Source organism: Bradyrhizobium yuanmingense (genome assembly GCF_025200905.1).
Lineage (GTDB): Bacteria > Pseudomonadota > Alphaproteobacteria > Rhizobiales > Xanthobacteraceae > Bradyrhizobium > Bradyrhizobium yuanmingense.
Genome location: NZ_CP104173.1, coordinates 4,322,100 through 4,346,974, shown reverse-complemented (window position 1 = coordinate 4,346,974; position 24,875 = coordinate 4,322,100). Strand labels below are relative to the sequence as shown.

General features: G+C 64.7%; 22 protein-coding genes and 1 tRNA gene. 13 read left to right on the top strand and 10 right to left on the bottom strand.

Annotated features, from left to right (window positions below; translation table 11 throughout):
- Positions 1-120: 120 nt before the first annotated feature.
- Positions 121-1,005 carry a DUF3280 domain-containing protein gene (locus N2605_RS20365; RefSeq protein WP_260342411.1) on the top strand — a complete coding sequence of 295 codons (885 nt, stop codon included), beginning with the start codon at positions 121-123 and terminating at the stop codon, positions 1,003-1,005.
- On the opposite strand, the gene N2605_RS20360 is transcribed toward N2605_RS20365, so the two are convergent.
- The 3 genes from N2605_RS20360 to N2605_RS20350 are packed head-to-tail and all read right to left on the bottom strand — an operon-like array spanning position 995 to position 4,032.
- Positions 995-2,026 carry an L-idonate 5-dehydrogenase gene (locus N2605_RS20360; protein WP_225142865.1) on the bottom strand — a complete coding sequence of 344 codons (1,032 nt, stop codon included), beginning with the start codon at positions 2,024-2,026 and terminating at the stop codon, positions 995-997. The two genes, N2605_RS20365 and N2605_RS20360, sit on opposite strands and share 11 nt — an antisense overlap.
- Before the next feature lie 26 nt (positions 2,027-2,052).
- A complete protein-coding gene (locus tag N2605_RS20355; RefSeq protein ID WP_260342407.1) occupies positions 2,053-2,820 on the bottom strand; it encodes an SDR family oxidoreductase in 768 nt (255 codons plus the stop codon).
- 12 nt (positions 2,821-2,832) lie between these two features.
- Positions 2,833-4,032, bottom strand: a complete 1,200-nt coding sequence (locus N2605_RS20350; protein WP_225114304.1) for a mandelate racemase/muconate lactonizing enzyme family protein — start codon at positions 4,030-4,032, stop codon at positions 2,833-2,835.
- A 177-nt stretch (positions 4,033-4,209) separates the two neighbouring features.
- Here N2605_RS20350 and N2605_RS20345 point away from each other — a divergent pair, with 177 nt between their 5' ends.
- Together N2605_RS20345 and N2605_RS20340 are read left to right on the top strand one after the other, a co-directional pair.
- Positions 4,210-4,974 carry a GntR family transcriptional regulator gene (locus tag N2605_RS20345; protein WP_036013530.1) on the top strand — a complete coding sequence of 255 codons (765 nt, stop codon included), beginning with the start codon at positions 4,210-4,212 and terminating at the stop codon, positions 4,972-4,974.
- A gap of 121 nt (positions 4,975-5,095) precedes the next feature.
- Complete coding sequence (locus N2605_RS20340) at positions 5,096-6,460, top strand: MFS transporter (RefSeq protein WP_057029694.1); 1,365 nt, start codon at positions 5,096-5,098, stop codon at positions 6,458-6,460.
- A 9-nt stretch (positions 6,461-6,469) separates the two neighbouring features.
- Here the strand turns inward: N2605_RS20340 and N2605_RS20335 are convergent, their stop codons facing one another.
- A complete protein-coding gene (locus N2605_RS20335; RefSeq protein WP_036029122.1) occupies positions 6,470-7,720 on the bottom strand; it encodes an arsenic transporter in 1,251 nt (416 codons plus the stop codon).
- A gap of 125 nt (positions 7,721-7,845) precedes the next feature.
- Complete coding sequence (locus N2605_RS20330) at positions 7,846-10,323, bottom strand: hybrid sensor histidine kinase/response regulator (RefSeq protein WP_260342398.1); 2,478 nt, start codon at positions 10,321-10,323, stop codon at positions 7,846-7,848.
- A 217-nt stretch (positions 10,324-10,540) separates the two neighbouring features.
- Here N2605_RS20330 and N2605_RS20325 point away from each other — a divergent pair, with 217 nt between their 5' ends.
- The 4 genes from N2605_RS20325 (at position 10,541) to N2605_RS20310 (ending at position 15,132) form a co-directional block, all read left to right on the top strand.
- Positions 10,541-11,611: a zinc-binding metallopeptidase family protein gene (locus N2605_RS20325; protein ID WP_260342395.1), complete on the top strand. Its 1,071-nt coding sequence runs from the start codon at positions 10,541-10,543 to the stop codon at positions 11,609-11,611.
- Between the two features lie 179 nt (positions 11,612-11,790).
- Positions 11,791-13,806, top strand: a complete 2,016-nt coding sequence (locus tag N2605_RS20320) for an acetyl-CoA carboxylase biotin carboxylase subunit (protein WP_260342393.1) — start codon at positions 11,791-11,793, stop codon at positions 13,804-13,806.
- Between the two features lie 163 nt (positions 13,807-13,969).
- Complete coding sequence (locus N2605_RS20315; protein WP_260342391.1) at positions 13,970-14,836, top strand: isocitrate lyase/PEP mutase family protein; 867 nt, start codon at positions 13,970-13,972, stop codon at positions 14,834-14,836.
- Positions 14,833-15,132, top strand: coding sequence for an acylphosphatase (locus N2605_RS20310; RefSeq protein ID WP_260342389.1), 300 nt, complete (start codon positions 14,833-14,835; stop codon positions 15,130-15,132). The genes N2605_RS20315 and N2605_RS20310 overlap by 4 nt, the downstream gene beginning before the upstream one ends.
- Positions 15,133-15,181: 49 nt before the next feature.
- On the opposite strand, the gene N2605_RS20305 is transcribed toward N2605_RS20310, so the two are convergent.
- Positions 15,182-16,699, bottom strand: coding sequence for a PAS domain-containing sensor histidine kinase (locus tag N2605_RS20305; protein ID WP_260342387.1), 1,518 nt, complete (start codon positions 16,697-16,699; stop codon positions 15,182-15,184).
- A 140-nt stretch (positions 16,700-16,839) separates the two neighbouring features.
- On the opposite strand from N2605_RS20305, the gene N2605_RS20300 reads away from it, so the two are divergent.
- From N2605_RS20300 to N2605_RS20290, 3 genes are read left to right on the top strand one after another with little or no spacing between them, the layout of a single operon-like run.
- Positions 16,840-17,397 carry a GbsR/MarR family transcriptional regulator gene (locus N2605_RS20300; RefSeq protein WP_036029135.1) on the top strand — a complete coding sequence of 186 codons (558 nt, stop codon included), beginning with the start codon at positions 16,840-16,842 and terminating at the stop codon, positions 17,395-17,397.
- A gap of 16 nt (positions 17,398-17,413) precedes the next feature.
- On the top strand, positions 17,414-18,079 hold the full coding sequence (locus N2605_RS20295; protein ID WP_260342384.1) for a DUF4166 domain-containing protein: 666 nt from the start codon (positions 17,414-17,416) through the stop codon (positions 18,077-18,079).
- Positions 18,076-19,512 carry a TIGR01777 family oxidoreductase gene (locus tag N2605_RS20290; protein WP_260342382.1) on the top strand — a complete coding sequence of 479 codons (1,437 nt, stop codon included), beginning with the start codon at positions 18,076-18,078 and terminating at the stop codon, positions 19,510-19,512. Before N2605_RS20295 ends, N2605_RS20290 begins: the two co-directional genes overlap by 4 nt.
- A 4-nt stretch (positions 19,513-19,516) precedes the next feature.
- Here N2605_RS20290 and N2605_RS20285 read toward each other — a convergent pair whose 3' ends face one another.
- On the bottom strand, positions 19,517-20,371 hold the full coding sequence (locus tag N2605_RS20285; protein ID WP_260342380.1) for a LysR family transcriptional regulator: 855 nt from the start codon (positions 20,369-20,371) through the stop codon (positions 19,517-19,519).
- A gap of 111 nt (positions 20,372-20,482) precedes the next feature.
- On the opposite strand from N2605_RS20285, the gene N2605_RS20280 reads away from it, so the two are divergent.
- Positions 20,483-20,905, top strand: coding sequence for a tautomerase family protein (locus N2605_RS20280; protein WP_225139917.1), 423 nt, complete (start codon positions 20,483-20,485; stop codon positions 20,903-20,905).
- 45 nt (positions 20,906-20,950) lie between these two features.
- Here N2605_RS20280 and N2605_RS20275 read toward each other — a convergent pair whose 3' ends face one another.
- Together N2605_RS20275 and lipB are read right to left on the bottom strand one after the other, a co-directional pair.
- Entirely contained in the window at positions 20,951-21,664 is a 714-nt protein-coding gene (locus tag N2605_RS20275) for a DNA helicase (protein ID WP_225139918.1), read from the bottom strand.
- Between the two features lie 198 nt (positions 21,665-21,862).
- The gene (gene lipB, locus N2605_RS20270) at positions 21,863-22,600 is read right to left on the bottom strand and encodes a lipoyl(octanoyl) transferase LipB (protein WP_225139919.1); all 738 of its coding nucleotides are present in this window, start codon (positions 22,598-22,600) and stop codon (positions 21,863-21,865) included.
- Between the two features lie 75 nt (positions 22,601-22,675).
- Here lipB and N2605_RS20265 point away from each other — a divergent pair, with 75 nt between their 5' ends.
- Positions 22,676-22,918 (top strand): FliM/FliN family flagellar motor switch protein, encoded by a 243-nt coding sequence (locus tag N2605_RS20265; RefSeq protein ID WP_018647371.1) that lies wholly within the window; start codon positions 22,676-22,678, stop codon positions 22,916-22,918.
- Positions 22,919-23,114: 196 nt separating this feature from the next.
- Positions 23,115-23,199: transfer RNA gene (locus N2605_RS20260), tRNA-Leu, on the top strand.
- A gap of 980 nt (positions 23,200-24,179) precedes the next feature.
- Here N2605_RS20260 and N2605_RS20255 read toward each other — a convergent pair.
- Complete coding sequence (locus tag N2605_RS20255; RefSeq protein ID WP_074448160.1) at positions 24,180-24,395, bottom strand: hypothetical protein; 216 nt, start codon at positions 24,393-24,395, stop codon at positions 24,180-24,182.
- Between the last annotated feature and the right edge of the window lie 480 nt (positions 24,396-24,875).

Genomic DNA, 24,875 nt, shown 5'->3' with positions numbered 1-24,875 from the left:
GCGTTCCCGACTTGCCGCACCGCAATGTCGTGAAAATTTCCCGGCATTGGTCGGGATAGTGGCGGCTGCGGGGCCTGAGGCGGCCCGTCCAGATTTTCGTTCCATCCACGAGGTTCGTTCATGCACCGCTGCCGCCTTGTTCTCTCCGCCTGTCTCCTCCTCGTCGTCTCTTGCTCGCCCCTCGCTGCGCAGGCCGCCATCGGCGTCGCCATGGACGATTTCAGCTACACCGACACTTCGGGCGAGCCGACCGACCAGACCGCGGCCCACGAGCGGCGGCTGGCGGCGTTCATGGCCGCGCTTCGAAGGGACATCGAGGCAGACCAGCGCTATCGCTTGGTGCGATCCGTCCAAGACGGAGCGGTGTTCAAGGTGGTCGGCGGCATTCAGAAGACGAGCACGCTGGTGCAATGGGCCAAGGTCGCCGTGATCGACGTCGCCGCCAAGACGCTCGTGCTGGACAAGCTCTACAGCTTTCGCGGCGACAATGACGAAGCATGGGAGCGCGCGCAGATGTTCGTGTCTCGCGAGGTCATGGCCGCGCTCGGCACGCCTGCGCCGGTCGCGCTTGCCGTGTTCGATTTCGAGCTCGAGGACATGACGGCCGCCTCAGCGGGGACGTTCGGTGCGTCGGATGCGTCATATCTCGCGGAGGTCACTGGCGGTGTGCGCGAGGCGCTCGGCCAATCCGGCCGTTACCGCATCGTCGAGGTCGGCGCAGAGGCGGGGAAGGCCGGCGCTTTGCGGGATTGCGGCGGCTGCGAGGTCTCCATTGCGCGCAAGCTCGGCGCGGACCAATCACTGATCGGCGTGGTGCGCCGCGTCAGCCGCACCGAATACACGCTCGGCTTCCAGGTGCGCGATGCCAGGACCGGCGCGGTGCTGGCGCGTGGCGACAGCGGACTACGCATGGGCGCCGACTATTCCTGGAAGCGCGGGGCCGTGCGGCTGGTCACCGACCGGCTGATCGAGGGCCAACAGGCCAACGACGCGCCTAGAAGGTAAGCTGGACCTTCATCGACTGCGCGCGGTCGCTGGCGAGCTCGAAGGCCGCGGCCGCATTCTCGAACGGCATGGTGGCCGTGATCAACGGCTTGACGTCGATCAGGCCGTCGCCCATCAGGCGCACCGCGAGCTCGAATTCGGGATCGAAGCGGAACGTGCCGCGCAGCTGCAATTCCTTAGCGACGATCGTGTTGATCGGCAGCGTCATCTCGCCGCCCAGGCCGAGTTGCACCAGCGTCGCGCCGGGCCTCAGCACGTCGAGCGCGGTGCGGAGCGCGGCCTGGTTGCCGGAGGCCTCGAACAGCGTGTCGAACACGCCCTTGCCGGCGCGCCAGGGATCGAGCGCAGTGGCATTGGTCGCGACGTTGATGGCATGCGTGGCGCCGAGCTTTTTCGCGACCGCGAGCGGGGCGTCGGCCACATCGGTGACAACGATCTCCGACGCGCCGCCGAAGCGCGAGACCAAAATCATCAGCGCGCCGATCGGACCGCAGCCGGTGATCAGCACGCGCTTGCCGAGCAGGGGACCGGCCTGCTTGCCGGCATGCAGGCACACCGCAAGCGGCTCGGCGACCGCGGCTTCCGCCAGCGACAGCTTGTCTGAGATCGGCACGGCCTGCGTCGCGTCGACCGTGATGAACTCGCGAAAGCCGCCCTGCACATGGGGAAAGCGCATCGCGCTGCCGAGGAAGCGCATGTCGAGGCACTGGTTGCGCATGCCTTCCTGGCAATGCAGGCAAGCCCCGCACGGTTTGCTCGGGTTGACCGCGACGCGCGTGCCCGGCCTGACATTGGCGACGCCGTCACCGACGTCAGCGACGACGCCGGCGATCTCGTGACCCAGGGCCATCGGTTGCTGAATCCGCACGACACCGAAGCCGCCGTGATGATAGTAGTGCAGATCGGAGCCGCAGATTCCGCCATTGGCGATCTTGACGCGGACCTCGCCAGGGCCGGCGGCGGGATCGGCATAGTTGTCGATCCGCAGGTCCTTCGGGGCGTGGATGACGACGGCGCGCATGGCTTGCTCCTTCGTAGTCTTGACGGTCACATCGCGGCGATCATGCCGCCATCGACATAGATGATCTGTCCGTTGACGTAGGTCGACGCATCCGAGGCGAGGAAGATCGCGGCGCCCACCAGCTCATCCGGCTTGCCCCAGCGCTTGGAGGGAATGCGGCCCATCAGCCAATTGTTGAAATCGGCGTTGTTGACCAGTGCCTCGTTCATGTCGGTGAGCATGTAGCCGGGGCCGATCGCATTGGCCTGGATGCCGTGCTGGGCCCATTCCACCGCCATCGATCGGGTCAGGTTCTTGATGCCGCCCTTGGCCGCGGTGTAGGGCGCAATGGTGGGGCGGGCGAGCTCGCTGCCGAGCGAGCCGATATTGATGATCTTGCCGTGCCTGCGCAGGATCATGCGCTTGGCCGCCTCGCGGCCGATCACGAAGGCGCTGGTGAGGTTAGTCTCGATCACCTTGCGCCATTCGTCGGTGGTGAACTCGACCAGCGGCTTGCGGTGCTGGATGCCGGCATTGTTGACGAGGATGTCGACGGCGAGGCCTTGTCTGTCGAACTCGTTGAAGGCGGCGACGATTGCGGGCTCATCGGTGACGTTGAAGGCGGCGCCTTCGGCCTGGTGGCCGGCGGCGCGAAACTCGGCGACGGCCTGCTCGACGCGCTTGGGATCGACGCCGTTGATGATGATCTTCGCGCCGGCCTTGGCCATGCCCTCAGCAATGGCGCGACCGAGGCCGCGGGAGGAGCCGGTGACGAGCGCGGTGCGGCCGGAGAGATCGAAGAGGGAAGTGCTCATCTCAAGAATTCCTCAGACGTTGGAGCGGCGCACGGTGAGATCGGTGCGCTCGAAGACGGCAGGCAGGAGGTCGACGCCCAGGCCGGGGCCTTCCATCGGAAAGACATAGCCGTCCTTGATGGTGGGCATCGTGGTGACGAGCTCATTGTACCAGCCCTTGTAGAAGGCGCGCACTGATTCCTGGATCAGGGTGTTGGGCTGGCTGAACGACATGTGGATGGCCGCGATGAAGCCGATCGGGCCAATACAGTCATGAGGAGCAAAAGGCCGATGATAGGTCTCGGCCATGGCCGCGATCTTGCGGCCTTCGGTGAGACCCCCGGTCCAGCACAGATCGGCCATCACCACGTGCATGGCATCGCGGTCGAGCATGTCCTTGTAAGGGAAGCGCGAGCCCAGCGTCTCGCTGGCGCAGACCCAGACGTCGGTCGAACGGGCATATTCGGCCAACGCCTGCGGCGAGTTCATCCGGATCGGGTCTTCATACCAGGTCGGCTTATAGGGCTCGAGCGCACGGGCGATCTGCTTGGCGGTCGGCAGATTCCAGAGCGAATGGAGCTCGACCATGATCTCCATCTTGTCGCCAACGGCTTTGCGGATCTTCTCGAACGGCTCGATCGCCTGCTTCATCTGTGCGGCAGTGATGTAGAGGCCCTTGTTCTCCTGCGCGGCGGGATCGAACGGCCAGATCTTCATCGCCGAGATGCCGCTTTCGAGCAGGCTTTCGGCGAGCGCATCGGCATGGTTCATGAAGCCGTCGAGATCTTCATAGGGCCCCTTGGAGGCGCCGAGATTCCAATTGGCCACCGGGCTGATATTGGTCGAGCGCACATATTGCGTGCCGGCGCAGGTGTTGTAGATGCGCTGCTTGTCGCGGCAGAGGCCGCCCAGCATCTGGTGCACCGGCTGGCCGCAGACCTTGCCGAACAGATCCCACAGCGCGATGTCGATCGCTGATGCCGCGCGGTATTCGACGCCGGTCGAGGACTGCGCCATCGGCAGGTTCAGCATGTCGCGATGGATCGCTTCGATGTGCAGGGGATTGCGGCCGAGCAGGCGGCCGGCAAAGGTGTCGTGGATCTGCGCTTCGACCGCGCCGGCGCCATAGAAGGTTTCGCCGAGACCGATCAGACCAGTGTCGGTGTGGATGCGGACCCAGATGACGTTGGAAAATTCCTCGGTGCGCAATGTCTCGATCGACGTGATCTTCACGGCAAGTATCCTCCCATCGAGCGGCGCTTCGCACCTGACGTCTCATTTTGCGCTGCAGCATGCTGCAGGTCGTGCCGACGTCTTACGCTTGCTTGTAATATATCACAACATGTTTTAAGGGTGCCACAACAAGGCGCCACCCAGCAACGAGAGCGCGGGCTGACGGGAGAGGACGGCATGGCACGGCGCAAGCGCGCACTCGCGGTGGTGAGACACGGCGACGGGGAGGGCAGGCCCTCCCGGCGCAACCGTCTCAACTTCTTCGAGCTGGCTTATCAGAGGATCGAGGAGCTGCTCGTTCATTGCGAGCTCAAGCCCGGACAATTCATGACGATGCTGGAATTGCAGCAAATCACCGGTTTCGGCCGCACGCCGGTGCATCACGCCGTCAATCGTCTCTCCGCCGACACTCTCATCGTCATCCGGCCGCGTCACGGCCTGCACATCGCGCCGATCGATCTGGCGCGCGAGCGCATGCTGCTGGCCTTACGCCGCGACATGGAGCGCTTCGTGATCCGCCTCGCGGCCGATCGTGCCAGCCTGTCGCATCGCAATCAGGCGCTGCACATCGAGCGCCTGCTGCGCGAGCGCCGCGCCAGCCTGACGCTCGACGAATTCAATCATATCGACCGCCGCATCGATGCGCTGGTGCTGGAGGCCGCCGGCGAACCTTTCCTGGTGCATACGCTGCGGCCGCTGCACACGCTGTATCGGCGCATCGGCTACATCCATCATCGCTTCATGCCGGGGCAGGCGGATCTGTCAGGCACGATCGATCATCATCTCGCCATTCTTGCAGCCGTTGCCAACCGCCGCGTCGAGGAGGCGGTGAAGGCGAGCGACGCGTTGATCGACTACATGGGCGAGATGTTTACGGGCATGGAGGCGGGGATCGATCCGCGCCTGCTCGATTGCAGCATCGAGCCGCTGCTCGGCGCGTAGGGCTTGATCCGGAAAAATGTGAGGCGGTTCTCCGAAGAGATCATGCGCAAGACAACAAGCTAAAGCGCGAGGAGATCCTGATCTCATCGCGCTTCAGAGAGTTGTGACGAAAGGAAGAAGAATGTCAACGATGGCGATGCCACAGGCGACCGCGAGCGAAGCCGCGGTCCGCTACCTCATCACGAACTACAGTCCCAAAGGCAACAAGGTCGGTTGGCTGATGATGGCCTCGATCCTGGTCGAGGCCTGGGACCTCTATTCGATCGCCTTCGTGCTGATCTTCATCAAGGAGCAGTACAATCCCGATCCGCTGATGCTCGGCCTCGCCGCCGCGGGCACGCAGGGCGGTGCCTTGATCGGCGCGCTGCTCGGCGGCTGGCTGTCCGACAAGATCGGCCGCCGCGTGATGTTCCTGGTGACGATGGTGCTGTTCATCGTACTGGCGCTGGCGCAGGCCTTCGTACCCAGCGTCGGCTGGCTTGTCGTGATCCGCTTCCTGCTCGGCATTCCGCTCGGCTCCGACATCTCGACCGGCTACACCTACATCATGGAATCCATGGCCAAGGGCGAGCGCGAGGTCATGGGCAATCGCTGGCAGTTCATGTTCGCCGTCGGTGAAGTTCTCACCATCGGCGTCATCGTGATCTTCCTGCTGGTCGACATGAACCACGAGATGCTGTGGCGCGTGACGCTCGGTCTCGGTGCGGTGCCGGCACTGATCATCCTGATCATGCGTCACGACGTGCCGGAGACGGCGGTGTGGCTGGTGCAAAAGGGGCGCTACCGCGAGGCCAAGCAGGTCGCGCGCGAGATGTTCAACGACAATCTCGATATGCTGCCGGATCGGGACGTCGAGGTTCCCAAGACCAGCACGCGCGCATTCCTCGCTGACCTCAGGAAGGATCCGATTCGCTGGCGTGCCACCCTTTATGGCTGGATCGCCTGTTTCGCCCAGGCGAGCGAGTTCTCGACCTTCGCATTCTATCTGCCGGTGCTGTTTGTGATGGTCGGCGTATCGAGCGTGCTTGGCATCAATGTGGTGACGATGGCGCTGTTCTCTTTCGCCGCCCTGTCGGGCTGGGTCGGACCCTTGCTGACGCCGAAGATCGGCCATCGTGGCATCGCCATCGCCGGCTTCGGCATCGTGCTGGTTTCGCTGCTGGTCGCGGCCTTCGCGCTCTACACCGACAACAAGATCCTGCTGCCGTTCGCCGCCGCCGGCATGCTCTGGGGCCATTATTGGGATGCGTCGAACTGCATGACGATCCCGACCATGGTCGCCCGTCCGCGATATCGGGGCACCGCAAGCGGCTTCGCCTACATGTTCGTGAAGCTGCCGTCGTTCCTGGCGATCTTCCTGTTCCCAACGGTGTTTGCCGCGATCGGGCAGGCGAACGCCACGCTGATGGTCGCGATCTTCCCGCTGGTAGGCCTGCTTGCCGCGATCTTCATCCTGCCGGAAGTCTACGGCTACGAGAACGACTGACGATGAGCGCTATCTGATCGCGGCGGCTAACGCCGCGATCAGGGCCGGCGGCGTCACCAGCAGGCCGAGCTTGAGGAACGGCCAGGCGCCGACCTCGATCTTCTCGCGGCGGAGCGCGACCAGCCAGAGGATGGTGGCGAGCGAGCCGGTGACCGACAGATTGGGGCCGAGGTCGACGCCGATCAGGATCGCGCTGAGGACGGGCACCGGCAGATGATCGCCGGCGGCAACCGAGCCGGCGACGAGGCCGACCGGAAGATTGTTGGCGATGTTGTCGGCGAGCGCGGTGGCAATGCCCACGCTCCAGGCCGCCTGCGGGACCGATTGAGCTACCGCCTGGTGCAGCAACGCATTGAGCTGCGCGATCACGCCGGTCTTGATCAACGCCTCCACCATGACGAAGAGCCCGCCGACGAGCGGCAACACGCTCCAGGACACCCCGCGCAGCACGGGCAAGGGTGATTGCCGGCTGAGCAGCAGCACGATCGCGGCCGTCACGCCGCCGCAGATAAAGGTCGGCAGGCCGAGCTGCTTGTCGAGCGCTGACGCCGTGACCAGCACGATGCCGATCGCGACGATGCCTATTGCGGTGAGCTTGCCGCCGCGGCCGAGCTTGGGATGCGGCACGCTGCGCGCGATCGTCTCTTCCTTCAGCGCGTGGTGCTGGGTCAGGCGCAGCACGATGTAGGTCAGCAGGATCGACGCCGCCGAGGGCAAGGCGAACAGGCGTAGCCATTCCGTCAGGTGCGGCATGCGCGCGCCGAACACGACGAGGTTGGCGGGGTTGGAGATCGGCAGGACGAAACTCGCGGCATTGGCGATGAAGGCGCAGACGAACAGATAAGGCAGCGGCTTCGCGCCGGCCGCGCGCGTCGCGGCATAGACGGCCGGCGTCAGCACGATCGCGGTAGCATCGTTGGAAAGCAGCACGGTCACGAGCGTGCCGACGAGATAGATCAGCAGGAACAGCCGCTGCGGCGAGCCGCGTGCGTATTCCACCGCGAGCGCGGCGAGATAATCGAACAGGCCTTCGAGCCGCGCCAGCTCGGCGATCAGCATCATGCCGATCAGGAAGAGATAGACGTCGAGGCCTTTCTCGATGCCCGTCAGCGCCTCCTGCCAGGGCAGCAAGCCTGATAGCACCAGGGCGCTCGCGCCGATCGCGGCCCAAATCGCCTCGGGCAGGCGAAACGGCCGGATGATGACGCAGGCGGTCGCGACGAAGATGATGCTCCAGGCCCAGATGGCGTCAGACGGCACGTTCAGTCCTTGAGGTTCGGTCAGTCATTCGGCATCGATAACCGATGCGGGAAGGGCTGTCTTCCCCTAGAGTCTTGCCGCGGCAACAGACTGGAATTCGTGGCTGCTTCTCGCGAATGTGACACTCACCTTGCGACTGACAGCTTCTCCATGATCGCCTTGCGCAGGATGCGCGAGAGCGACTCGACGGAATAGGGCTTCTGGATCAGCTCGAAGCCGCGATGGGCGTTTTCGGCGAGCACGTTGCTGTAGCCGGACGTGAGCACCACGGGCAGGCCCGGATAGCGCTCGCGGACGATGCCGGCGAGCTCGACCCCGTTCATGCCGGGCATGATGACGTCGGAGAACACGAGGTCGACGGCAAATTCGTTCTCGCCCAGGATCGCCAGCGCCGCGTTGGCATTGGCGACGCGGCGCACGACATAGCCGAGATCCTCCAGGAGCTCGGTGGAGAAGCGGCCGACCTCGTCGTCGTCCTCGACCACGAGCACGCGATAACCACGCCCGGTCGTGGCCGCCTCGTGGCTCACGGCCGCTGCTTCCTTCTCCGTGGTGGGGCTTTGCGCCTGCGGCAGGTAGATGGTGAAGGTGGCACCTTCACCTTGCGTGCTCGTCACCGCAATGTCGCCCTCGGACTGCTTTGCGAAGCCGAAGGCCTGGCTGAGCCCGAGGCCGGTGCCCTTGCCGACCTCCTTGGTGGTGAAGAACGGCTCGAAGATCTGTTCGAGATGTTCCGGCGCGATGCCGCTGCCGGTGTCGGTAACGGAGATCGCGACATAGTCGCCGCGGCGCGCCGATTGTGCGCGCAGGCTCGGTATTCCCGAGACCTTGCGCACGGCGATGGTGAGGCGGCCTTCGCCGTCCATGGCATCGCGGGCGTTGATGGCGAGATTGATCAGCGCGGTCTCGAACTGGGCGATGTCAGCCACCGTGAAGCAACCGGTGTCCCGAACCTCCACGGCGATCTCGATGCGGGCGCCGACCAGCGGCCGCACCAGCTGCGCCACGCCCTCGACCTGGCTGCCGACGTTGAAGATCTGCGGCTTCAGCGGTTGCCGGCGCGCGAAGGCCAGAAGCTGCGCGGTCAGCTTGGAGGCGCGCTCGACCGTGTCTGAGATGGCATCGACGTAGCGTCGGCGGCGCTCCTCCGGCAGCTCGCGGCGGCGCAGGAAATCGGTCGCAGAGCGGATGATGGTGAGAAGATTGTTGAAGTCGTGAGCGACGCCACCGGTGAGCTGGCCGATCGCCTCCATCTTCTGCGACTGCCGCAGCGCTTCCTCGCCGCGGCGCCGCTCGGTGATGTCCACCGCCTCGGGCACGGCGCCGGTGATGTTGCCCTGGCGGTCGAGCACGGGACGCATGCCGAAGTCGAAATCGCGTTCGCCGATCGGAAGGCGCAGGCGCATCTCCAGCCGCACGGGTTCGCCCTTGAGCACGGTGTCGAAGGCCTCGCGCACGGCGGCACTCATGCCCTCCGTGCCGGTGAACCAGGGTGTGTCCCAGAACGGCTTTCCGACCACGTCCGCGGAATTCGCCTTGATGCCGGCGAGCGCGGTCTTGTTGGCGTAGACCAGCTGGCCCTCGAGATTGACCAGGCCCTGATACTGATTGCTGGTCTCCAGGATCGCGCGCAGCCGCGCCTCGTTGGCTTCGAGCTCGGCGGTGCGCTCGGCGATGCGCTCTTCCAGCGTCTCGTTCAGCCGCCGGAGCTCGATCTCGGCCTGCTTGGCGACGGTGACGTCGTGGGCGACGCCGATGAAGCCGATATGCTTGCCGGTCGCATCCCAGCGCGGCTGCGATTCCGAGCGCAGCCAGCGCCATTCGCCGCTGGCGTTCTTGTAGCGCGCTTCCAGCACGAAGGGTTTGAGGGACGCTTCACCCTGGACGGATTGCTGCAGCACGTGCGGCAGGTCGTCGGGATGCAGCACCTTGCGCCAGTCGAAGTCGATGGCCTGGTCGTAGGGCAGGCCGACGAAATCGACATAGGCCTGGTTGGCGAAGGACCGCTTGCGGTCGAGCTTGGTGACCCAGATCGGCACCGGCGCGCTGTCGGCGATCAGCCGGAAGCGCTCCTCGCTTTCGCGCAGCGTCTCGCGCGCCAGCGCCTGATCGGTCATGTCAATATGAGCGCCGACGAGCCGGATGGCGCGGCCGTCCTTGTCGCGCTCGATCTTTGCGACGACACGGATCCAGCGGGTCTCGCTGTCGCTGGGGCGGATGATGCGGTATTCGGCGCTATAGTCCTCGCTCGCTCCGGCGAGCGCTTCGAAGAAATGCTTGACAGTGGCGTCGCGGTCGTCGGGATGGATACGGTTGACCCAATCCTCGTGCGACTCCTCGGCGGCTTCCGGCGGAAGGCCGTGGATCATCAGATATTCGGGCGAACGCCGGTTCTTGAAGCCTTCGCGGAAATCGACCTCGACGCCGCCGACCTTGCCGATGCGCTGGATGCGCGCCAGCTCGGCCTCGCGCTCCTGCAGCGCGCGATAGGCATTGTCGCGCTCGCGCGCGACGTCTTCGAGGTGCTGGCGCAGCCTTTCGGCGGCGATGGTCTCGGGCAAGGGTTCGTTCAAGGCATCGGCCGTTGTCATGCAGGTGCGCACGTGCCGGACCGATATTCACACAGACGGAGCGTGATGGCCATTGTTTAGAGGGCAGGTGGTGCCGGGAAATGGGGGCGCGCGCCTGAACGCAGAGAAGTACGCGGTGGTAACGTCCGGTCTGGCAATTTGTTCCGAATACTGGAACGATCGGCGGATTGAGGCGTCGTCGCGAGGTGCCAGCGCGCTCATAGGCTTTCCTTTCCCACGAGGCTAAATCTTGAAGCTCTTTATCTGCCAGGCCTGCGGCAACGTCCTCTATTTCGAGAACCGCGCCTGCGAACGCTGCGGCCATCGGATCGCCTTCCTGCCAGAGAAGGAGACGATGTCGGCGATCGAGGCCGACGGAGACGCCTGGACCATCCTCGCCGACAAGAGTGAGAGCCGGATGCTGTGCCGGAATGCCGAGTACGACGCCTGCAACTGGCTGACCGACGCAGGCGATAGCACCGGCTATTGCCGCGCCTGCCGCCACAACGGGACCGTGCCGAACCTTTCGGATCCGGCGCAGCTCGCCGGCTGGCGCGAGCTGGAGATGGCCAAGCACCGGCTGTTCTATTCCCTGATCCGCTGGAAGCTGCCGCTCCAGACCCGCCAGGACAATCCCGAACATGGCCTGATCTTCAACTTCCTCGCCGACGATCCGCACAGCGGCGAGAAGGTCATGACCGGCCATGACAACGGCCTGATCACGATCGCGCTGACCGAGGCCGACGACATTGAGCGCGAGCGGCGCCGGCTCGAGATGGGCGAGCCCTATCGGACGCTGCTCGGGCATTTCCGCCACGAGGTCGGACATTACTTCTGGGATGTGCTGGTGCGCGATGGCGGCAAGCTCGACCAGTGCCGCGCCGTCTTCGGCGACGATAGCGCCGATTACGGCCAAGCCCTGCAGCGCCATTATGCCGAGGGCGCGCCGCCGGACTGGCAGCAGAACTACGTCTCGGCCTATGCCACGACCCACCCTTGGGAGGATTTCGCCGAAACCTGGGCGCACTACCTCCACATCGTCGATGCCCTGGAAATGGCCGCCGAGTTCGGCATGGAGGTGCGTCCCAAGGTCGACCGCGACGGGGAGCTGACGGCGCGCATCCGCTTCAACCCGTACGAGGCCAGGGATGTCGAGGTGCTGGTCAACGCATGGCTGCCCTTCACCTTCGCCATGAACAGCGTCAACCGCGCCATGGGCCTGCGCGACCTCTATCCCTTCATCCTGTCGCCCGCGGTGGTCGGCAAGCTGGGCTTCATTCATGACCTGGTCCGGGACGCGGCCAAGGCCGGAAACTCCTAGGGATGCCGCACGGCAGGCGCGCCGGGCCCATTTCGGTCTTGCGCTGGTACGCCAAAGGCGGCCCGATTTAGACCGTTGCCTCCGGCCCATTTTGATGTACCACGGGAGCCACACGGCCCCTCCCAAAGGCCCCAACGGCCAGGGAAGGGTCCCGCCCAAGGTCGAGACTCAAGAAAAGCATGTTCAAACGCATTCTGATCGCCAATCGCGGCGAAATCGCCTGCCGGGTCATCAAGACTGCCCGCAAGATGGGAATTCAGACGGTCGCGGTCTATTCCGAGGCCGACCGCGATGCCCTCCACGTCGAGATGGCCGATGAGGCGGTGCTGATCGGCCCGCCGGCCGCGGCCGAGAGCTACCTGGTGATCGAGAAGATCGTGGAGGCCTGCCGGAAGACGGGTGCCGAGGCTGTGCATCCCGGCTACGGCTTCCTGTCCGAGCGCGAGGCGTTTCCGCGCGCGCTGGAAGCCGCAGGAATCGTTTTCATCGGCCCGAATCCCGGCGCGATCGCCGCAATGGGCGACAAGATCGAGTCCAAGAAGGCCGCCGCAAAAGCAAAAGTCTCGACCGTGCCGGGCTATCTCGGCGTCATCGAGGACGACAAGCACGCGGTGCGGATCGCCGACGAGATCGGCTACCCCGTCATGATCAAGGCCTCCGCCGGCGGCGGCGGCAAGGGCATGCGCATCGCCCATTCCAAAGCCGAGGTCGCCGAAGGCTTCAACCTCGCCAAGGCCGAGGCGAAGGCCTCGTTCGGCGACGACCGCGTCTTCGTCGAGAAGTTCATCGTCGATCCCCGCCACATCGAGATCCAGGTGCTCGGCGACAAGCACGGCAACGTGATCTATCTCGGCGAACGCGAATGCTCGATCCAGCGCCGCAACCAGAAGGTCATCGAGGAAGCGCCGTCGCCGCTTCTGGACGAGGCGACCCGCCGCAAGATGGGCGAGCAGGCGGTCGCGCTGGCCAAGGCCGTGAACTACGATTCCGCCGGCACGGTCGAGTTCGTCGCAGGCCAGGACAAGAGCTTCTACTTTCTGGAGATGAACACGCGCCTCCAGGTCGAGCATCCCGTCACGGAGCTCGTCACCGGCATCGATCTCGTCGAGCAGATGATCCGCGTCGCGAGCGGCGAGAAGCTCGCCATCGCGCAGAAGGACGTCACGCTGACCGGCTGGGCGGTGGAATCGCGCCTCTATGCGGAAGATCCGTTCCGCAACTTCCTGCCCTCGATCGGACGCCTCGTGAAGTATCGTCCGCCGGCGGAGGCCAGCAAGGACGGCGTCACCATCCGCAACGATACCGGCGTGCAGGAGGGCGGCGAGATCTCGATCCATTACGATCCGATGATCGCCAAGCTCGTCACCCATGCGCCCTCGCGCGCGGCGGCGATCGAGGCGCAGGCGACTGCACTGGACTCGTTCTATGTCGATGGCATCCGCCACAACATCCCGTTCCTGTCGGCCTTGATGCATCATCCGCGTTGGCGCGAGGGACGGCTCTCGACCGGCTTCATCGCCGAGGAATTCCCCAAGGGTTTTGCGGTGCGTGTGCCCGAGGGTGAGGTCGCGCGTCGCATCGCCGCGGTCGGCGCCGCGATCGATCACGTGCTCGGAGCGCGCAAGCGGCAGATTTCCGGCCAGATGGGCGGCCGCGTCGTGCAGCGCGAGCGGCGTCGCGCGGTCTGGCTCGAGCGCCAGGAGATCCTGCTCGAGGTCGCGCGCGAAGGCGAGGCGATAGCGATCCGCTTCATCGACGCCGACGGCAAGGCCGGCAACACGCATCTGTTGCAGTCGCCGTGGAAGCCGGGCGATCCGGTCTGGCAGGGCACAATCGACGGTCAGTTCGTGGCCGTGCAGGCGCGGCCGATTCCGAACGGCGTTCGTCTCGCGCATCAGGGCGTCGAGGTGCCGGTCTATGTCTGGACCGAGGCCGAGGCGGCCTCCGCGCGGCTGATGCCGGTGACCACGGCCTCCGACAGCGGCAAGAAGCTGCTCTGCCCGATGCCGGGCCTCGTCGTCTCGATCGCGGTCAGCGAGGGGCAGGAGGTCAAGGCCGGCGAGACCTTGGCGGTGGTCGAAGCCATGAAGATGCAGAACGTGCTGCGCGCCGAACAGGACGGAACCGTGAAGAAGATCCACGCCAGCGCCGGCGCGACACTCGCGGTGGACGCGCTGATCCTGGAGTTTGCGTAAGATAAAAGATGTGAGTGGGGGTCTTGCCTGGCCCCAAGCTCACCGTCATTGCGAGCGCAGCGAAGCAATCCAGACTGCCTCTGCGGAAAGACACTGGATTGCTTCGCTGCGCTCGCAATGACGGAGTACGTTGCGGCTGCGTCGCAATATTGGGAGGGCAACCATGGCCTTTCGTTCCCGCCGCGAGAAACTGCGATCGATCCTGTCGGGCGGGACGTGCGTCCATCCCGGCTCGGTCTATGACGCGATCTCGATCCGGATTGCCGAGGATCTCGGCTTTCCGCTTGGCATGTTCGGCGGATCGGTGGCTTCGCTCGCCGTGCTCGGCGATCCCGATGTCACGCTGATCACGCTCACCGAGCTTGCCGAGCAGATGCGGCGGATGTCGCGGGCCTCGGCGCTGCCTGTGCTCGTCGACGCCGATCACGGCTATGGCAATGCGCTGAACGTGCGCCGCACGGTGCAGGAGCTGGAGACGTCGGGCGCGGCCGGCCTCACCATCGAGGACACGCTGTTGCCGGCCGCATTCGGTGCGACGAAGGCGCAGCTGATCTCGCTGGAGGAGGGCGTCGGCAAGATGGAGGCGGCGCTTGGCGGTCGCGGCGATCCCTCGCTGGTCATCATGGGCCGCACCGGCGCAGCCGCGATCACCTCGATCGAGGATGCGGTGCGGCGCGCCCAGGCTTATGAGGCGGCCGGCGTCGATGCGCTGTTTTTCACCGGCATCAAGTCGCGCGCCGAGCTCGAGACCCTCGCCGCCGCCACGCGTCTGCCGATCGTGCTCGGCGGCGCGTCGGAGGAATTGAGCGGGCTCGATTATCTCGGGGGTCAGCGCGTGCGTATCGCGCTGCAGGGCCATGCGCCGATCGCCGCCGCGACGCAAGCCGTCTACGAGACGCAGAAGGCGTTGCGCGAGGGCATGGCGCCAAAAAGCCTCAAGGGCCTGGCATCGTCGGAGCTGATGGCCCGCGTGACGCGCGAGGCGGCGGTCAAGGCGCGCAGCGCCGATTGGCTGGGATCGAAGACATGAGCCGGGCGATTCTTCAGGTCATGATCCGCGGCCGCGTGCAGGGCGTCGGTTATCGAGCCTGGGTGGAGTCGCAGGCCATCGCGTATGGCCTCGAAGGCTGGGTCCGCAACCGCCGCGACGGCAGCGTGGAAGCGCTGTTCGCTGGCGCGCCGACGCACGTTGCCGACATGGTCGCACTGTGCCGCCACGGCCCGCCGTCCTCGCGCGTCGACGCTGTCACCAGCGAGACGGCAAGCGCGGATGAGCTGAATTTGCGCAGGGCAGGGGAAGCGTTTTCGGTGCTGCCGACGGTGTGATGTGCATCGACTCCCGCGCCCGCACGCGGGGAGAGGCGAAGAGAAGCCGTCACTTCGGCAATTTCGCGATTGCCTCGCTCAGCTCGTGGATCTCGTAGGGCTTGCGCAGGATCGGGAAATCACCGCGCACGCCGGCGGCGACCTCGCTGTAGCCGGTGGCGAGCAGGATCGGCAGGCCGGGACGGATCTGACGCAGGTGATGGGCGAGGCTGAGGCCGTCCATCTTGCCGGGCATGACGATGTCCGAGAACACGAAGTCGACGCCGTCGCTCTCGATCTCGCGCAATGCCGCTTCGGCATCGGCGACACGGCGCACCTGATAGCCGAGCTGCTCCAGAAGACCGATGCTGACCAGCGCGACGTCGGGATTGTCCTCGACCAGCAGCACCGTGCCGCTGCCGCGGAACGTCGCTCCCGGCGTCTCCCGCGACGGCATATCTGTGCCGCGCGGCAGGACGATGGTGAATGTCGTGCCCTTGCCGAGCTCGCTCGCGACCTTCACCGTGCCGCCGGCCTGGTGGGCGAAGCCGTGCACCTGCGAAAGGCCGAGGCCGGTGCCTTTTCCGATCGGCTTGGTCGTGAAGAACGGCTCGAAGATCTTATCGAGGACGTCGGAAGGAATTCCGAGCCCGGTATCGCGGACGTCGATTGCGACGAAATCGCCGACGAGGGGCGTCTCGTTCAGCACGACGTTGCGTGCGCCGATCGTCACCGTGCCGCCGTCCGGCATCGCGTCGCGGGCATTGATGACGAGGTTGAGCAGCGCGGTCTCGAGCTCGGAGACGTCGGCCCTGATCGGCCAGGTGTCGGAGTGGATGTCGAAAGCGAGGCGCACGGAGCTGCCGACGCCCGCGTCGAGCACCTCGCGGATCGCCGCGATACGGTCGGCAAAATCGATCGCCTGCGGGTTGACGCTTTGCCGACGCGCGAAGGTGAGAAGCTGGTTGGTCAGCGCTGCGCCGCGCTTGGTCGCGGTGTCGATCGCCGAGATGGCGCGCTCGAGCTTGGGGTCGTCGGCGGCGCCTTTCTTCAGGATGTGAAGGCTGCCGCTGATGATCATCAGAAGATTGTTGAAGTCGTGGGCGACACCGCCGGTGAGCTGCCCCAGCGCATCGAATTTCTGCGACTCGGCCAACTGCTTCTGCATCGCCTCGAGCTTGAGCTGCGCATTGCGGCGCTCTGTGATGTCGCGTGTGATCTTGGCGAAGCCGATCAGCCTGCCGTCCTCGTAGATCGGGTCGATCACGACGCTCGCCCAGAAGAACGTGCCGTCCTTGCGGACACGCCAGCCTTCCTCCTCGTATCGGCCTTTTTCCCGCGCGATGCCGAGCGCCCGGGCTGGCTTGCCATTGGCGCGGTCGGTCTCGGTGTAGAAACGGGAAAAATGCTGGCCGAGGATCTCCTCTGGGGGGTAGCCCTTGATGCGTTCGCCGCCGATGTTCCAGCTGGTGATGATCCCGTTGGGGTCGAGCATGTACAGCGCGTAGTCGGCAACCCCCTCAACCAACAGCCGGAAACTGCGCTCGCTCTCGAACAGGTCTCTCTGTTGACTGAACTTTTCGACCATTCCCGGACCCCGCCTCGACGGGAACAAACGCGGCATCCGCGAGATGGTTCCCGCCCTGTGGGACATTTCTAGGCAAGCTTTACGGACCGTATGCAAGGCGGGTCCTTGACAAGAAAGCAAGTTCGTCAGATATTTCTGTCATGACAGAAATAACCGGAAAAAAGAAACTCCCCGCCGCCGTCGAGCGCTTCATCCTGCACTGGGGCGACATGGGCGACGAGTGGGGCGTGAACCGCTCGGTAAGCCAGATTCACGGGCTGCTTTATCTCGCCGAGGCGCCGATGACCGCCGAGGACATCGCCGACACGCTCGGCATGGCGCGGTCCAACGTCTCCAACTCGCTGAAGGAGCTGCTCGCCTGGAACCTGATCCGGCGGGTCCCGATCCTGGGCGATCGCCGCGACCATTACGAGGCCGAGACCGACATCTGGGAGATCGCCGCGAGGATCGCGGCGCGGCGCAAGGAGCGGGAGATCGACCCGGCGATCGCGGCCCTTCGCGCCTGCGTGTCCGATGCCACGGACGATCCCGGCATCAGTCCCGTCGCAGCCAAGCGCCTGAAGGAGATGCTGGCGTTCACCGAGCTCGCCGACCACTGGTTCATGCAGATGCTGAAAGTGCCGCGGCCGCGTCTGGTCGCCTTGATGCGGCTTGGCGAGAAGATCGCCAACCTGCTGCCGATCGGCAAGGTCAAATAGCATCGAGGAGGTTGCGATGACGTCGGCAAGACTATCGGGCTCCAACGCATCGACCTCCGCTCACGTAAGACTGCTCGACGACCGGCGTTTCCGCGCGCTGCTGTCGGACGAGGATTGGGGCCGCCTGCCGCTCGCGACATGGCGGCGCTTCTCGAAACGCGTCGCCGACGGCGACAGTATCGTCTATGTCGGCGTGGTCGACGAGATCGCCTTCAGCGATTTCGGCTGGTGGTTTGCGCAGGCCGCACGCCTGATCGGCGGACCATTGCCGACCGGCCGCGACATCGGCGTGCCCATGATCGTCACGGTCACCGAGGACGGCGCGACCGGCGGCCAGACCTGGACGCGCATCTGCGCGCGCAAGCGCGGTTTTCCGCAGGTGATCCATTCCGCCAAGCGTTTTGCCGGTCCGACCGGGCTCGAGGAATATGTCGGCTTCGGCGTGTCGATGGCGCTGCGCATCGCGGTCGAGGATCATGTGCTGACCTTTCGCAGCGCCGGCTACGGCCTCCAGCTTGGACGGCTGTGGCTTCCGCTGCCGGGCTGGCTGACGCCGGGCGAGCTCACCGTGACGCACCGAGATCTCGGCGAGGGCGCTTTCCGCTTCACCCTCGATGTCACTCACCCGCGTCGCGGCGCGCTGATCCATCAATCCGTCCTGTTCAGGGAGGCCGTATCATGACGCCGCTGTTGTGGACGCTCATCGCCATCCAGATCGTGATGGGCGTGTTCGACACCTTATATCACCACGAATTCACCGAGCGCCTGGCCTGGCGACCGTCGCAGCGCTTCGAGCTGAAGCTGCACGGCATCCGCAAGATGCTCTATGCGCTGCTGTTCCTGGTGCTCGGCTGGCTCGAGGTTCACGGCGTGCTGGCGCTGTTGATCGTCGCGGTGCTGGTCGCCGAGATCGTCATCACCTTGATGGATTTCATCGAGGAGGACCTCAGCCGCAAGCTGCCGCCGAGCGAGCGCATCAATCACACGCTGCTTGCGATCAATTACGGCGCCATTCTGGTGCTGTTGATACCCGTGCTAATCGCCTGGGCGATGCAGCCCGTCAGCGTGATCGTCGTCTATCAGGGCCTGCTCAGCATCGCCGCGACCGCCTGCGCATTTGGCGCGGCACTGTGCGGCCTCAGGGATTTCGCGGCGGTGCGGCGGCTCGGTCGCATGAAGAGCGTGCCCGCAGCCGGGCTTGTCGAGAAGCTACCCGGCCGCAAGACCGTGCTAGTCACTGGCGCCACCGGCTTCATCGGCAGCCGGCTTGCGGCAGGCCTTAGCGGGGCAGGGCATCACGTCATCGCGCTGATCCGCAATCCCGCGAAAGCCGAGATGCTGCCGCCGCCGGTGACGCTGATCACCAGCCTCGACCAGCTCGCCGCGGACACGCCAATCGACGCCATCGTCAATCTCGCGGGTGAGCCGATCGGCAACGGCCTCTGGACCGAAGCGAAGCGTGCGAAGATCATCGGCTCACGCATCGACACGACCGGCGAGGTCGTCAAGCTGATCGCGCGGCTCGCGCGCAAGCCAGAGGTGCTGATCAGCGGCTCGGCGATCGGCTGGTACGGCCTTTGGGCCGACCAGGTGCTGACGGAATCGGCAAAGTCGCATGCCTGCTTCAGCCACGAGCTGTGCGCGGCCTGGGAGACAGCGGCGCGGCCGGCGGAGGAGCTCGGCGTGCGCGTGGTTTATTTGCGCATCGGCCTCGTGCTCGGCACCGAAGGCGGCTTCGTCACGCGCATGCTGACGCCGTTCGAGTTCGGCCTCGGCGGCCCGCTCGGCACCGGGCGACAATGGATGTCCTGGATCGAGCGCGACGATCTGATCCGCCTGATCGCCTATGTGATCGCGACGCCGGACCTGTCGGGTCCCGTCAACGCCACCGCACCGATCCCGGTCACCAATGCAAAGTTCACGGAAGAGCTCGGCCGCCGCCTGCACCGGCCCGTCCTGTTCCGCATTCCCGGCCGCCTGCTCCGCCGGATCGGCGGCGGCTTTGCCGACGAGCTCCTGCTCGGCGGCCAGCGCGTGCTGCCGAACAAGGCGCTGAGCCGCGGTTTTGTCTTTCGGCACGAGACGCTGCGCAGCGCGTTCGAGGCGATCTTGTGAGACTTCAGGCGGCCGCCACGCTCCGGAACGTCGCGGCCACCGCACGCAGCGCGGCGAGTTTCGCGGGATCGCTGACCTTCGAATGCAGCATTACCTTCGAGCTGCCGAGCTTCGGCAGCTTGTGCGCAGGACCGATGTCCATCAGCCCGGGCGGCGCGATACGCCGCGCCAGCGGCGCGATCGCAAGCCCCGCTAGCGCGGCCGCGACCACCGCGGTGACGCCGCCGCCGACGAAGCGCTCGCGCCAGGAGATGCCGGCCTTGTCGAGCGCGCGCACGGCGACGGCGCGGACGCCACAGGGCGGGGCGAGCGTTGCGAGCGGCAACGGCTCCCCTTTCGGCAGGGTGAAGCGGCGTGCGGCGAACCAGCCGAACTCGTCCTCGGCCAATTTTTCGCCGCCGCGGCGGCTGCCTTCCTGGCGCACGATCACCGCATCGAGCTCGCCCGCATCGTAGGCATCCTGCATCTCGCGCGAGAAGCCGATGGTGACGGCGAGGGTGAGGTTGGACGACATGGCGTGCAGGCGCTCAAGTAGCGGCACCAATTCGGGGCCAGCGGCGTGATCGGAGATGCCGAGCGAGAGCGACTGCGCGGCCGGCGCGTCGCCCGACAGCGCGAGATCGTGTGCCGTCATCAACGCGCGGGCGCGATCGAGGAACGCGGCGCCATCGGCGGTAAGGCGGACTGCGCGCGGCGAGCGCTCGACGAGGCGCTTGTCCAGCAATGTCTCCAGCCGCTGCAGCTTGAGACTGACGGCGGCCTGCGTCGTGCCGAGCGCTTCGGCGGCGCGGGTGAAGCTCTGAAGGTCGGCGACCAGAAGGAAGGCCTGGACGGTGGCGATGTCGAGTGTGGCTGTCATTACAAATCGTTATCATTGGTATCAGTCGTGATAAGATACCAAAATGATGGCGGCAGGTCTAGTTTCTTACCGACGCCGCACACATTGCGCGGCATATCGAGGAGAACGACGATGCCCCTGATCACCGTGTCCTACACCACGTCTCGCCAGTCCCCCTCGCTGAAGGCCGATATCGCGAGCGCGGTGTCCGAGCTGACCGCAAGTATCCTGCACAAGGACCCCAAGGTCACCGCCATCATCGTGAAGTCCTTGGATGCGGGCGACTGGTTCGCCGGCGGCGAGTCGCTCGCCGAGCAGAAGCTCGCCAGCTACTGGATCGACATCCACGTCACCGAGGGCACGAACACCAAGGACGAGAAGGCGGCCTATCTCGCCGCCATGTTCAAGCGCATGGCCGAGATCCTGGGGCCGCTGCATCCCGAGACCTACCTGCATGTCGACGAGGTCAAGGGCGATGCCTACGGCTTTGGCGGCCTGTCTCAGGAGCGGCGCTACATCGCCGGCAAGCTCGAGGTCTCGCTGCAGGCGGCGTGATGCGAGAGGCCGCGGGTGAGCCATCTCACCCGCGGCCCGAAGCCATCAGCTCGCTGCGCGGAACTGCACTTCGGCGTTGTTGATGAAGCATGTCTTGTCGAACAGCTTCAGGTCCAGCGGGTTCGGCAAGCGGACATCGCTGAGATCGGGGCAGGGCTTGGCTGCGGGATCATAGGATCGATCGATCTGCGAGATGAAGACGACGATCAGCCCCGTGTCGCGCGCGAACGATTTCAGCGCGCGCACCTGCACCGTCAGGTCGGGGTTTTCCCGCCTCTGATCGAGCAACTGCAGGTAGTCGATCACGACGAAGGTGCCGCGCGGCGCCGCTGCCATCTGCTTGACGACGTAATCGGCGCTGATCCCGTCGGAGCAATCCACCTCGAACAGCTTGTCGAACTGTGCCGGCTCCACGCCGATGACCCGCAGACGCTCCAGCACATCCTTCTCGGTATATTCGAGCGAGAAGAATGCGGCGCGATGGCCGGACTTCATGGCTTCGACGGCAAGTCCGAGGCTCATCAACGTCTTGCCCTGGCCGGGACGCGCCCCGACCAGCACCAAATCGCCCGGACGGAATTGCGCGAACAGTTTGCTCGCGGGACTCAGTGCGGCTGCTTTGGCCGCAAGCATGCTCCAGGCGGAAAACCCTTCCCTCGCAGCGACGCGGTCAAGCGCGTCGTGGAGCGGAAGGCCGGCCTCGCGAGACAGGCGCCTGGCCTTGCGCTTCAGATGGTAGATGGGCGCAGACAGTTTCATCGTCAAAACGTCCCATTGCGAGCATGGATCGCAACCCCTCCTTATGCCTGGCGCTCGAACAGTCGGCCGATGATCAACTCGCCCGGCATGAAGTCTGCTTTCCCGGCGGAGGGGGGAGGCGTGGGCGGCACCGAAATGAAGCGTAGCTGATTCCGCGACGGGCGGAGAGCGGCGCGGTCGGCTCAAACAGAAAAAGTATTAGACTGCCGCTTCCGGCAGCAGTGCGCGGGTCGGCCCGAACAGCTCCTCGAACGCCTGCCGGAGCGCAATATCGACATCGGCCATGGTCACGAGCTGGCCGAGATCGACCAGCGAGGTGACGCCGTAGCGGGGATCGACGACACCGCAGGGCACGATGCCGGCGAAATGCGACAGCTCCGGCTCGACATTGATGGCGATGCCGTGAAACGAGACCCAGCGCTTCAGCCGGACGCCGATCGCCGCGATCTTGTCTTCGTGCTCGGGTCCCTTGTCGGGCCGCCTGACCCAGACGCCGACCCGGTCCTCGCGCCGCTCGCCGCGGACGTTGAAGGCGGCGAGCGTCTTCAGGATCAGCTCCTCCAGGCTCGCGACATAGGCCCGCACGTCCGGCCGGCGGCGCTTGAGATCCAGCATGATGTAGGCCACGCGCTGGCCGGGCCCGTGATAGGTGAGCTGCCCGCCGCGCCCCGTCGCGAAGGTCGGGAATCGGGAATCGAGCAGGTCCGATTCCTTGCCCGAGGTGCCGGAGGTGTAGAGCGGGGGATGTTCCAGCAGCCAGACCAGTTCAGGGGCCTCGCCCGCGGCGATCGCCGCGACACGCGCCTCCATGGCGGCCACGGCCTCCGGATAGGGCACCGGGGCATCCGAAATCCGCCATTCGACGACTTCGCCGCCTGCGGCGGAAAACGACGTCAAATCGAGGTCTTGGCGGTGGCTTTCAGGGGAATTAACCATTGGCTAACCATAACGTGGTGATCATCTCTGGAGCAAATGAAGAGTCCCAAGTCTCAAGTTGCGGCGGTCCTGACAGTGCCCACTCTCGACAAAGTCACCGTGGATCTCATGGTCGTCCTCGGGACGACCACGATGCCGATCCATCAAGTATTACGTCTTTCCCGCGGCGCCATCATCGAGCTGGACGCAACTGAGGCCGACGAAGTCAAGGTGCTCGCCAATAATCTGCCGGTCGCCTCCGGCGTTGTGCTGGTCGACCGCAACAGAATCGCGGTCGAGGTCAAGCAGATGCTGCCGCGCTCGCCGGGGACGCGGTAGGCTCCCGGTCACACGGGACCGGGCAAGCGGTAGCGGCCTGGGTATCCTATAAGGCCGATCTCCTGGAGGAGGGCGGCGTTTTTCCTGCCAAGCTTGTGGAATTCAGGGCTTTTGCAGGCTTGTATCCCCCTGATGGATTTGTTAGATCGGCGCCGCTGATCCGGCCGCCCGAACGACCTCAGGCCGGCATCTCCTAGCGCTCGTGGCGGAACTGGTAGACGCGCTGCCTTGAGGTGGCAGTGGGTAACACCGTGGGGGTTCGAGTCCCTCCGAGCGCACCACAATTTGCAAATCGCTGGCGGGTTGCCCACCGTGGCGGTGAATACGAGTGTGCAAGAGCCGTCGAAAGTGAACGCAAGCTCACTGTGTGGCTTGCTCGTTGCCCTCAAGATTTCACCCCCCATCCTAAGTAATGATGAGTTTCAGCGGAGAGCCGGCCGCAATGATCCCACGCCTGTCGGGCACGTTGCGGACGATTGGGGGCGGGGTAATCCGGGAAAATGCCTGGCATGCTCAGTTGCCGACGCTGCTGTTGAGCTCGCCAAACAAAGCGGCGGATCGCGTCCACGTTCTTCGTCATCGAGTAGAGGTTGCACACGTTCAGGTCTCGGGAGGTGCCTGGCGAGGACGGTTGTCAGTTGCGGGTTTGGCATGCGCCAGCTCGCGGGTCGGTCAGACATACCCAGCTAGAACATAATGGGAACGAAAGAGGCGATACGGTCGCTCGTTATCGTTCTCCTCGCCCGTTGGGCATCGATGAAGCGGTCCTACACTAACGGGGATCCAGAAGAGCGCTTGCAATTCCATGCTGGCCTTCAACTCCAGGGAGCATAGTCGTCACAATTGCCCCTGAACTGCGGATGCCTTGCGTGCGATGTCTCATGCTCGGCGGCCTCGGGCGCGCGATGCCGACGATGATCGTCGTCTTTGTCCCGAGCGCCGTGCTTCCGCCCTTCTTACTCTCTCGCGGAGCCGCCTCAATTGGGCCAGCAGGCTGACGAGCTCGATTCTTGTGTCACGCAGAACAGCCAGGCTGGAAATCCCACTACTCACTACAACACCCCCAAACAGGCCTTTGCCGAATTCGTGCTCGGATTTGTGGCGACGTGCCAACAACGTCTAAGCGATGGCCACCGGGGGCGTCGGTTCGTTTTACGACAATGCGCGAAAATATTCTAAATGGTTGCAATGCATTGCAACAGCAACGCGCTATCGGAAGGGGAATATCAACACACTCTCCGAAGCGCGCGCGTCATTTGCATCAGCACGTTGGCGCTGTACGAGCTACCTCTACTGTTCTGACGATCGGCTCCTCGACCCAGGCCTCGCGGGCAAACCAGTTGTGATTGGCCCGACAGTCCGGACAAAGAGTATTGCCGAAAAACACGATGCTTCGCAGGAAAGTCTCACGATCGGATTTGATGCCGGTCGGAATCGCGCGGCCGGATTGCGGACACTTGACCATGATCATGCCCATACGAGCCTCCCTGAAACACGTATTTGTCGAGAAAAAGGGCCGGCCGGCTGGAGTGCGCTCTCGTCGGTGCGGGTGACTTGGGGGGCATCGCACCTGGGGTCGTTGTTCGAGCAAAAGGGCAGCTTGCTCGTGACGACGCTTCTCCAACCGACCGGATTCCTGCTTGGCGAATTCTTGGGATAGCTGCGGGCTTTCGCCGCAACTCTGAATAATGTCCGACCTCAACCGAACGCTTCTGGGAGGCGCCTAATAACCGTCATGTCGAAATACCCGCGACTTCGTGCCGAACGTTCCCCCTGCGACAAAACCATCAATTTCCTCTCGACGGACAGATCAGCCAACCGCATCACTGGTGTCACTCCCCTCGGTGCAGTCCATTAACTATTCTCTTTTTTATTATTTGTGCAAATTAAAACTCGCCTTGTCGGTCTGATTTACGACTCTCGGCTGATTTATTTTTTTGCGCGGCGCGATGCATTA